The sequence below is a fragment of the Myxacorys sp. genome (assembly GCF_059501405.1).
In genome coordinates this window covers 21,480-31,441 of record NZ_JCACCM010000084.1, presented here as the reverse complement: position 1 = coordinate 31,441, position 9,962 = coordinate 21,480, and the positions used below count along the sequence as shown (strand labels likewise).

Below are 9,962 nucleotides of genomic sequence, written 5' to 3'. Positions count from 1 at the left end.
TCGCCGCCTTTCCCGGTGACCCCTTCAAACTGGATGGCGATGGGGATCGGATTCCGTGTGAAAGCATCCGCAACTAGGAAACTGTGGCGGCCCGTCACCGACTTCATCTTGAGATGGATTTGGGATGCGTGTAAAACAGGGCCGTGGCTTCCTGAATCCTTCACTAGGTAAAGGCGGTACCAATTCAGGAGGAGAGCGTGAAGATTTTCCAGTTAACGGCCTTAGCGCGCAAGGTCAACAACGGCATCAGCCTGTCGCCTTTAGTTCTCATAAAATAATCAGCGTTTGAGGAGTGTACCAGTTGAGCAATCTAGCCCAAATTCAGTTCGAGGGACGTTTCAGCTCAGAGATGCTTGACGACCAACTGCTGCAAAACTACATCGACACCTTCTGTGGGTATGGCAACTACTGTGGGGACTTTTGGTTTGTTGGGAAAGAGGAAGGAGGAGGAGGAAGCATTGATGATATTTGTCAACGGTTAACCGCTTGGTCTGGGCGGGGGGGTAGAGCACTGGAAGATGTTTACAAATATCACGAGGCCATTGGCGTGACCCACCTCTTCGGTCAACACCCTAAAATACAGCCCACGTGGGGAAAATTGATCCGAAGTTTACTGAAAGCAAAAGGGCAGGAAGCGACGCTCGATCAGATTCGAGGATACCAGGGACAGGACTTAGCGAGAGCGGGTGGAGAATCCTGCCTCCTGGAACTGCTGCCCTTGCCTTCACCGAACACGGGTAGATGGCTCTATTCTGACTATTCGCAGCTTCTACAACTCCGAGAGAGACAGGTTTACAGAGAGTTCTATGCCGCCCAACGCGCTAACCACATCCGGCAGCGAATCTTGGAGCACAAACCGCGGGTCGTCGTTTTCTACAGTTTCGATGCTTGGTATCAGCAGTGGTGGAACGTCATTGCAGCGGGAGTGAAGTTCCGCAGTCATGTGCGTGAAGGATTTCAATACGGGGATAACGGTTCTACGCTCTTTGTGATCGCGAAGCATCCCACAGCACGTGGTGTAACCAATCAGTATTTTGAGGCGATTGGGGATTTAATAGCCGCACACTCATCGCATCCGTCTGTACTACCAAATCACGCTTGCTCTATCTTATGAGGGGTAATTGAGGCATTGACAGACGAGTTGCTTTACACCTTCTACATGCCACCAGCTTGATTCTGAATTAAGCCTGCGAAGTATCGATCAAACGAGTCACGTTACTTGAAAATATGCGGAAAAATACAGCCTAATTATTGTTAGCCCTCCTCATTTGGGTTAGCGAAATTATTCTTAAAGTGTCTGTTGGGCGCAATTGCGTTGAAATCTCGTACAATCACCAATCTCAAAGGTTGGTAACGAAGATTAGTCTAAAGTTCAGAGCCGTTTAAGTTTTGAACATAGCCATGAAGCAGGGATTATCGACAGCGCAAGCAAATCTAAAACTAGCACTTTGGAATGCTGAGGCTGAATCAATAAGCAGTAGCGAACTTTACGTAAGGCTTCAAGAACTCAGACTTCCCGAGGAAGTTGTCAGCCGATTGCACCAAATTCTCACCTACACCAAGAAAGCGGCAGGCAAAGTTTTTTCAGTAGGTAAGATCGTACTTCTCAAGATTATTGAGTTTGTGAAAGCGCATCCTTTTCTAGTTGCAGGCGCTGGAATCGGTGCAGTAGTTGGGGCCGGCATTGCAAGTTTAATAACCTCGATACCCTTTCTAGGACAACTTCTAGCGCCAGTGGCAGCAATATTGGGAATAACAATTACAGCAGTCGGCGCAGTAGTTGGGCACAGACTCGATCAGCGGTTTCAAGGCGTGGGCGAAGATATTGTTGAAATTGCTCGATACTTCTTTGCATTTCTTGGAGATGTTTTTGGTGCTGTGTTTCCTGATATCGCCACTGCTTAGCTTTTGTTTCTAAATCTTCAGGTCTCAAAATGTCAAACAATCAGAATTTGACCAAGGAACAGCTGCTCAAAGCGATCGAGCGATTGGAACGAAATCCAGACGATAAGGTTGGAATTTTTGCCGATGTTGGAATTACTGCATTGGGTGCTGCTGGTGCTGCTGGTGCTGCTGCAATATTGGGCTCGACAACTGCCTCTATCCCCGTCATTACGGCTCTAACAGGTCTTAGTCTAGTTGCAGCTGCTCCCGTCGGGCTTGTAGCTGGTGCTGCTGTAGTTGGTGGAGCGGCTATTTATGGGTTATCGAGATTCATCAAAGATGGTGGTTTTAATGAAGGTAAACGTGACCAACTATTAAACGAATATCGAGACAAACTGAAAGATGTTCAAGCAAAAGAGCGGCGCTCTGAGGTCAAACAGCAGGACATTACAGCCTTTTACGTATTTCTAAAAGAACCGCTTAGGCTGAATTTAATTAGCGCCGAAGATGCTCAGCAATTAATTCAAGCTATGGAAAGTGGACAAATTCCTTTGAGTGAGGCGTATGAGCTTATAGGACAACTTCTCCAGGATGAGCAAAAACCACAGCCTGAGAAAATTCTTACCACCTGTCCTAATTGTTCTCAAAAGCTTCGTGCACCCAGCCATTTAGGACAACTGACACTAACCTGCCCAAAATGTAAGCACTACTGGCAGTGGATTCCAAGGTAGTCGATCTTAATTTGGAGATTGCAGTATGAGCGAGTTAAAAATACGCTCTAAGTTTGCTCTCTACTTCACTACTGCTTAATTTAAGGTTGTGACTGTTGACTAAAACTCGTGACGCTTCGCTTAATCTCCCTTTAGTAGCAAAGAATAGATGAGCAGTGTGCAGTTGCTTCTGTCAATCAAATGCCCCTTCTTTTAACTCTCCTCTTGTTTAGCTGAAACCATCCGTCTCCGTACGGTTAGGAGTGCCACTCAACTCGTTCATTAATCTATGTTCCAAACAGCAATTACTTGAATGAGTTCTGAAACTGAGGAGCACGATTTTGCGCTCCTCACCCACTCTCACATCAGGCTGTAATACAGGGGTGTTACAAAACCTGGACTATTTTTGGCCTAGCTCCCGTACTACAACCGCTTTGAAATCCGCATTCTCTCGTAAATTACAGTGCTGCCCTTGAGTCCAACGCAAAACGGCTGCAATGGCTCCAGGGGGAAGGACTGAGCCATTTTCGTCGCACTGGCACTTCTGCGGACCCCGCAGGCAATCAAGTGCACCGCGTTAATTACAAATCGGTGCGACTGCGACCATAAGCTATCCATTTTAGACAGCTTATGGTTCCAAAACTGCTTGGTTTTGCCAGCCTGGGTCGCAAACTGTTGGAAAAACCCTGGTTTGTTGTCCGACGCTTGGACGGGTTATGCTTCCATTTTTGACTTTCGGACAACTCATGGTTTCAAAACGGGAAACTTGGAATCCAACACGATTGTTTCGTTTGGCTTTAGTTGGAGTTCATTCGGGCAAAATGCTCTAGAAGCATACGATGAAAAAAGACATAACCACCCCCGATTTTTTTCATCAAGAGACGATCTGAAGCAAAGTCGAGGAAGCGAGCATAATTCTGGGGAATTCGGCCTTTCTCGTGAAGCAACTGGCGTAAAGTGAAGTGTTGAATGCAAGCGATTCCACCATATTTCAACCCACCAATCAGTCCACCAATCAGCCCATAAAGCAGCCAATAAGTCAGCCTAAAAACCAACCCAAAAACCAACCCAAAAAACAGCCCAATGAGAAGGCCAATGAGAAGGCCGTTTCTTAGAGAGGTGCGAATTCCCTGATTCGGAACTGCTCGTTGAAGGATGTCAGAGCTGCCCAGTCCGCTACCCAGCCCATAAATTAGCCCATAACTCATCCCACCAATCAGCCCAAAAACCAGCAAAGGACTCAGTATCTGAGTTTTTTCAAAACTCAGCCCATTAATCATCAGCCCAAAACTCAGATTAATCATCAGCCCAAAACTCAGATTAATCAGCCCAAGAATCAGCCCATAACTCAGCCCAAGAATCAGCCCATAACTAACCCCAGTAAACAATTCACGAATAAATCTAGACTTTGCTCTTTGCCACGACCAACTTAATTTCTCCAAAGGTAGTATTTTTCGGGGTAAGCTAATAATCAGCCCACTAGTTAGCCCAACAGTCAGCCCACCAGTCAGCCCAAAAACCAGCCCAAAAACCAGCCCAAAAACCCCAAAAACCAGCCCAAAAACCAGCCCAAAAACCAGCCCCGAGGCTACAAAGGCTCTAATTTGATAAGTTCTCTCCTCGCTACGATTCTTGAGCCAGTTGGGCTGCATCTTCTCAATCAAAAACACCGTTTGCTTTTCCTGCACCATTCGGCTGGCCAACCAGTTTAGCCACCGCAGTACCTGGTTTTTGGGATAGTCTGAAGCCGCACCTCGCTCTAGCTGGCGATCAATGTAGGTATCAAACAAGTGCTGGCTACGATCTGACGTTGAGCCAAGTTCCCCCGTCAACTGTTCCACAGACCATCCCTGATAGGCCGCACTCATCAGATTCAAAATCAGTGGGGTTTGGGCAAACTGCTCCAGGTCAACATCTCGTTTGAGCAAATTTTTTAAGCCTGCAAGAGAACCACCCACACTGTCTAAAAACTGATACACCTGCTTAGATGAGAGCGGTTGCAGGCAGAGCGCACTGCTGATCTGGAGGCGTTGGGTCAGGGCTTCATAATCTTTGACCCGGCTACAGACCGCGATCTCGGTTTGAGGAAACAGCCCAATAAACTCGTTTAAGGCCCGAACACAATCATTGCGATCCGTTTCCTTGACTTCATCGAGGCCATCGAGCAACAGAATGAGCTGCTGCTGTCTAATCCAAGGTTCACTCAAGGATTTTGGCACTTGATATTTTTCTCGCAGTTCATCGATCAACCAATCCACAATCGATTTGCGATCCTTTGCCCAAGACGACAAGTTAACCACGATGGGCATCGGGAGGCTCAAATTCTGCTCACTCCGTTCGATCAGGCGTTGCGCCAGTTGCAGCAGAGCGATCGTCTTCCCAGCTCCCGGATTACCCAGAATTAAGAGGGTTCGACCCTGCCCCATTTCCCCATAGATCTGCGTTTCCCGTAGCTCCTCATAGGAGCCATCGAGTTCCACAGACAAAGCTTCAATCCCCCCAGACAGGTCAGCGATCGCATCAGGACGAGCTTTCAGGTCAAGACTCATAGCAGCATCCCCTTGAAGCGACGGCTTGAGAAATCCTTCAACCCAGAATTGCTTCACCTTGCCGACGACAATCTTGCGCTGGGTATACTCCGATTTCGTCAACTCCACCGCCTGCTGAGCCGAAAACTGTCCAAAGTTGTCATAGGCTGCTCTTGCCCCGTCTTTATAGTCTTTGCGATCGACTTCTTGGTGAACAGTTTCCTCAATTTCCGGTGGCAGAGCGGGTTGTGCCGAGGGAGGAATCACCTTCTGAATCGTGCTGATCTCTGCTGGAGAGAATGGTAGCAGACTCTTCTTTCGTAGCACTGGTTTTAGATGTTCGGGCAGATTCGGCTGGGCAGGTTGTGCTACTGCTCCAACATACACAGCTTTACGGAACTCCCTAGTTTGAGTCGATTGAGCATTCTCCTCACTCCAAATCTGAATCGCTAGACAGCCCAACTCATACGCTTGCTCAATTGACTTTCCAGCGGCCAAACTTTTATAAAATCCGACGGCAAAGATCAGAGCCGCTCGATCCAAAATGGGCTGGCTCATTCCCACCACATAATTGATATGAGCCACGATCGCTTCGGCCTGGCGATCGCTATCGCAAGCATTCAGCACGACACAGTTGATTTCATCGGTAAACGTCTTAAAGAGCCGAGCCAATATCTCAGTACTGACCGTTCGTTCTCGTCCCTGTTCATCCTGGAAAACTAACCCTTGCTCTCCTGCCCCGTGCCCACAAAAGTGGACAATCTCTGGACTATGTTCTAATAGTAAGTCTGGCAATTCTTGAGCACGCACCCCCATTCCCAGCCTGATTTCAAATTTCCCCAACCGCTGTACCGCAGTCGTTAGATCTGCAACTTCTCGCTCAAGATTCAGATCTCGTCTGGGATTAGAAGATAGGAGCAGGATTTTAGCCGTAGTTTTCACTTTGCTATCTTGTTATATGAAAATTGTCTACAGTTTTTGTAGTTAGACCTACATTCATTAAAATCTGGAATTACCGGAAGTTAAGCTATAAGTCTACATAAGTAAATAACTTTCATAGCAGCACTGCTAGAATCCGCTTAAATCGATATCATCAATCACAATTGAAATTAAAAATTGCTAAGTTTAATACACCAAACATTAGACTACTACAGCCTTTTTCAAACGAGCTAGATGCAGTAACAGCAATGAGTAAGCTAGGCTTGAATGTCCTCCCGTGATACTTGAGCAGCAACGCATCAAATAAGGGTGGGGCAGGTAATTAGATCGTGCCAGGTTCAAAGTTCCAGCGTTAATCCTACTCGTTGAGCTGCTGTGGTTTTGAATCGACTATGCTGCCAGAGCCAGTTGAAGTAACTCACGACTGACCGAGCAGTCACTTTTGTGTGTTTCCAGACCTTGCCAAACTTATTTTATTTGTGGTGCCAACGTCCGGTTTGTTGTCCGATAAGTCCGTTGGTTCACTCTAATCCTTGCCAATGCGGTGGAGGATTTTCAGGTAAGGTAATAGTACTCTTTCATAACCTCCCCAGTCATCGTTATTCCACTGCTTACAAGTAGTCTTTGGTTCACTGCCGCACCCGGCAGAAGTTCTGAGGTTAAAAATACTGGAATTGCCGCAAATTTGAGTGCGGCATTTTTTGCTTGGTCGGAACTTCTACGGCGCGCGCAGAAATCCGACCATCACTGCACCGTTTGGCCACCATCGATCACCATAGCGTGTCCAACGACGAAGGCAGCCGCGTCTGAGCACAGCCAGACGACGGCCGCAGCGATCTCCTCGGACGTGCCCATCCGTCCGACCGGTTCCTCCGCAATCACCTGAGCGCGCCCTTCGTCCGTGCCACCGGTAAAGCGACCCATCATTGGGGTGTCGATATAGCCGGGACAGACGGCATTGACGCGGATGTTCTGCGACGCATAGTCGAGCGCCGCTGCCTTGGTCAGTCCGATCACACCATGTTTCGCGGCGGTGTACGCGGGGCTACCCTTGATGCCGATGATTCCCGCACCCGAGGACGTGTTGACGATCGCGCCGCGTCCCTGCTTGAGAATCAGCGGGATCTCGTGCTTCATGCACAGGAAAACGCCACGGAGGTTGATGTCGATAATCCGGTTCCACTCCTCCTCTTCGTACTCTGCGGTCGGAGCCGCCTTCCTCGGCTCGATGCCTGCGTTGTTGAAGGCAAAGTCCAGCCGCCCAAACACCTCAATGGTTTTGTCCAGAGCTGCCTTCACGTCCTCGGTTCGCGTCACGTCGCACTTGACGGCGAGCCCTCGTCCGCCAAGTTCTTCGATCATGCGGGCCGTTTCCTGATTGCTCTGTTCTGAAATGTCAGCAACTACCACGTCAGCCCCGTCGCGTGCAAACGCCAGTGCTGTAGCTCGACCGATGCCGCTTGCTGCTCCGGTGACAAAGGCCACCTTGCCTGTAAAGTTTTGGTTGTTCATGGGATTTTTCACCTTGTTTCTGGCTTCACCCTCATTTCAGGTGTTGGGTAAAAAAGGATGTGAGCTTGTCAAAGGGGATCAGGTTCGCCCGGTCGTACAAATCGACGTGTCCCGCGTTCGGAACCCGGACGATCTCCTTCGGCTCGACAGCGCGGTTGTAGGCGTCCTCGCTGAACTCCCGGGAGTCGGCCTCGGTGCCGGTGACAAAGAGCAGCGGACGACCGATCTCCTCGATCCTTTCAAGCGGATAATAGTTCATGAACCGCACGACGCTAGTCAGCGTTGGCTTCGTCGTCCGCTCTGGAGACGAGCCTTTCGGTGTGAACTCACCCCGGGGAGTCCGGTAGAAGTCGAAGAACTCGCGCTGAACCGGGTCGGTGCTCGCCGTCAGTTCGTTCGTCGTTCCACCCACATAGGTGGTCTCGCCACCCGTGAACTCCACGTAACGCTGCTCCGCCGCCGCGATCATCTGCTTTCTTTGCTCGGCGGTCACCGATTTCCTGAGCCCGTTGCGAGCCGCCGCGCCCATGTCGTACATGCTCACGGTCGCGACGACCTTGATGCGGGGGTCGATCTTGGCGGCGCTGATGACGAAGCTGCCGCTGCCGCAGATTCCGAGGCCGCCGATCCGCTCCCGATCGACGAAGGGCCGGGTGCCTAGGAAGTCCACCGCCGCGCTGAAGTCCTCGGCATAAATCTCTGGCGCGACGAGGTTTCGCGGATTCCCCTCGCTCTCGCCCCAGAACGACAGGTCGATGGCTAAGGTGACGAATCCTTGTTCAGCCAGTTTTTGGGCATACAGATTCGAGCTTTGTTCTTTGACTGCGCCCATGGGGTGCCCGACAATGATTGCCGGATTCTTGGCGTTCTGATTCAAGGTTTTGGGAATGAAGAGAGTCCCGGCAACTTGCATGTTGTATTGGTTTTTGAACGTCACCTTCTGCATGGTCAGCTGGTTGCTCTGATAGAAATTGTCCGCCCCCTCGACTACAGTGGACTGCTGGGCGGGTGTTTGGGGGCTCTGACGCGAGACGTTTGTTTTGTCGAGCGCAAATGCGGCCGTTGCGTAGATTGCACTGAACAAGAGGGTTGGTATTAGAACGCGGTGTTGCATTGAGTTCTCCATCTGTGTGGGTTTATCTAGCGAGTCAAATTCGGTTCAACGCACTTGCCTGCGGCAGCATCATGTCAATAACATCGCAATGTTTAATTCGGATGGAGTCCAGGGGTGATATTGCACTGGCTGCGGCATACACTTTCGGGTTGTACATGTGGATACTCCTATTGATTGACATTGAGTGTCTGGTATTGCTCGTCACTGACCTGTTCCATCCAGTCCACGACCTTGCCGTCGAGTTGTTCCTGAAGGGCAATGTGCGTCATGGCTGTAGTGGCTGTAGCGCCGTGCCAGTGCTTCACTCCGGGCGGAATTTGAACCACATCACCGGGTCTGATTTCCTGAATTTGTCCACCCCATTGCTGAACCCAGCCAACCCCAGCCGTCACGATGAGCGTTTGTCCTAACGGGTGGGTATGCCATGCGGTTCGGGCCCCAGGCTCGAAGGTGACACTGGCACCACCCGCGCGGACTGGACTTTGGGCTGAGAATAGGGGGTCAATGCGGACAGTACCTGTAAAGTTTTCGGCTGGTCCTTGGGTGGAAGGCTGCGAACCGTTTCGTCTCACCTCTACAAGTTGTGTGTTATTGCTCGATGGAGCTTGTGCTTGTGCCACAGGAGAGAACCCCAAAGCAAGCAGAGAAGATGACACGATCATTGTTGCAAGCAGTTTCATTTCTATCTCCTTTAACGGTTCTACTGAATTCGCTCAATGGTCACGTCGATAGAACCAGGGACATTAAATGCTTCTACGCCAGCATCGATCTTGCCGATCGTGATGATGCCAGGGTCAGGAATTTCCTCTCCATCGTGGCGATAATAAATAGCCACATCAGGACCGGGAGACCAGTAAATGATGTCTCCAATTTCATACGTTTTCGTTCGCTTTCCCTCCTCCGAAATCGCTCTCGGCAGGTGGGCAAACTTTTCTCTTCCAAACAAATCGTTCATCGTCAGCGTTAATGGCAGCAGGGAAACAAAATCTCGTGTCGTTGGGTTGTCAATTAACGTGGCTGTAACGGCTTTGTCTCCAACCTTGATGTTGATCTTCATCCTGTTTGCCTGCTGGGTTGATCGTTCAGTCGGCAGTTTCGATGAGGCACTGCCAGGCATCCTGTTATCGGCACGGCAGGCTGAGTAGCTTATGGACATCACCAGGGCGAGGACCCCAATCAGCATTCTCTTCTGCCAGCTTTTTCCCTTGATGGGAAACCATTTCAGATGCATTCAGGCCCTCTTCATGAGTTCTCTCTTGAATAAAAATCCAGACG

Annotated in this window: 8 protein-coding genes; 3 read left to right on the top strand and 5 right to left on the bottom strand. The window is 49.8% G+C overall.

The features are described from left to right. Nucleotides 1–349 precede the first annotated feature (349 nt). The 3 genes from AC5I6P_RS08960 (at nucleotide 350) to AC5I6P_RS08950 (ending at nucleotide 2,615) form a co-directional block, all read left to right on the top strand. Nucleotides 350–1,114 carry a hypothetical protein gene (locus AC5I6P_RS08960; RefSeq protein ID WP_495693404.1) on the top strand — a complete coding sequence of 255 codons (765 nt, stop codon included), beginning with the start codon at nucleotides 350–352 and terminating at the stop codon, nucleotides 1,112–1,114. Nucleotides 1,115–1,401: 287 nt separating this feature from the next. Next, nucleotides 1,402–1,905: a hypothetical protein gene (locus AC5I6P_RS08955; protein ID WP_495693403.1), complete on the top strand. Its 504-nt coding sequence runs from the start codon at nucleotides 1,402–1,404 to the stop codon at nucleotides 1,903–1,905. 83 nt (nucleotides 1,906–1,988) lie between these two features. Beyond that, entirely contained in the window at nucleotides 1,989–2,615 is a 627-nt protein-coding gene (locus tag AC5I6P_RS08950; RefSeq protein WP_495693402.1) for a hypothetical protein, read from the top strand. Nucleotides 2,616–3,391: 776 nt separating this feature from the next. On the opposite strand, the gene AC5I6P_RS08945 is transcribed toward AC5I6P_RS08950, so the two are convergent. The 5 genes from AC5I6P_RS08945 to AC5I6P_RS08925 form a co-directional block, all read right to left on the bottom strand. Next, nucleotides 3,392–6,064 (bottom strand): NACHT domain-containing protein, encoded by a 2,673-nt coding sequence (locus AC5I6P_RS08945; RefSeq protein ID WP_495693401.1) that lies wholly within the window; start codon nucleotides 6,062–6,064, stop codon nucleotides 3,392–3,394. Nucleotides 6,065–6,805: 741 nt separating this feature from the next. Beyond that, the gene (locus AC5I6P_RS08940) at nucleotides 6,806–7,573 is read right to left on the bottom strand and encodes an SDR family oxidoreductase (RefSeq protein ID WP_495693400.1); all 768 of its coding nucleotides are present in this window, start codon (nucleotides 7,571–7,573) and stop codon (nucleotides 6,806–6,808) included. A 31-nt stretch (nucleotides 7,574–7,604) separates the two neighbouring features. After that, a complete protein-coding gene (locus AC5I6P_RS08935) occupies nucleotides 7,605–8,657 on the bottom strand; it encodes an alpha/beta hydrolase (protein ID WP_495693399.1) in 1,053 nt (350 codons plus the stop codon). A 197-nt stretch (nucleotides 8,658–8,854) separates the two neighbouring features. Further along, complete coding sequence (locus AC5I6P_RS08930; protein WP_495693398.1) at nucleotides 8,855–9,367, bottom strand: (R)-mandelonitrile lyase; 513 nt, start codon at nucleotides 9,365–9,367, stop codon at nucleotides 8,855–8,857. 20 nt (nucleotides 9,368–9,387) lie between these two features. Next, nucleotides 9,388–9,918, bottom strand: coding sequence for a cyclophilin-like fold protein (locus AC5I6P_RS08925; protein WP_495693397.1), 531 nt, complete (start codon nucleotides 9,916–9,918; stop codon nucleotides 9,388–9,390). Between the last annotated feature and the right edge of the window lie 44 nt (nucleotides 9,919–9,962).

Bases quoted from the DNA above. Each gene is read 5' to 3' on its own strand.
- AC5I6P_RS08960 (WP_495693404.1), top strand. From the start codon at position 350: ATGCTTGACGACCAACTGCTGCAAAACTACATCGACACCTTCTGTGGG.
- AC5I6P_RS08955 (WP_495693403.1), top strand. From the start codon at position 1,402: ATGAAGCAGGGATTATCGACAGCGCAAGCAAATCTAAAACTAGCACTT.
- AC5I6P_RS08940 (WP_495693400.1), bottom strand. From the start codon at position 7,573: ATGAACAACCAAAACTTTACAGGCAAGGTGGCCTTTGTCACCGGAGCA.
- AC5I6P_RS08930 (WP_495693398.1), bottom strand. From the start codon at position 9,367: ATGAAACTGCTTGCAACAATGATCGTGTCATCTTCTCTGCTTGCTTTG.
- AC5I6P_RS08925 (WP_495693397.1), bottom strand. From the start codon at position 9,918: ATGCATCTGAAATGGTTTCCCATCAAGGGAAAAAGCTGGCAGAAGAGA.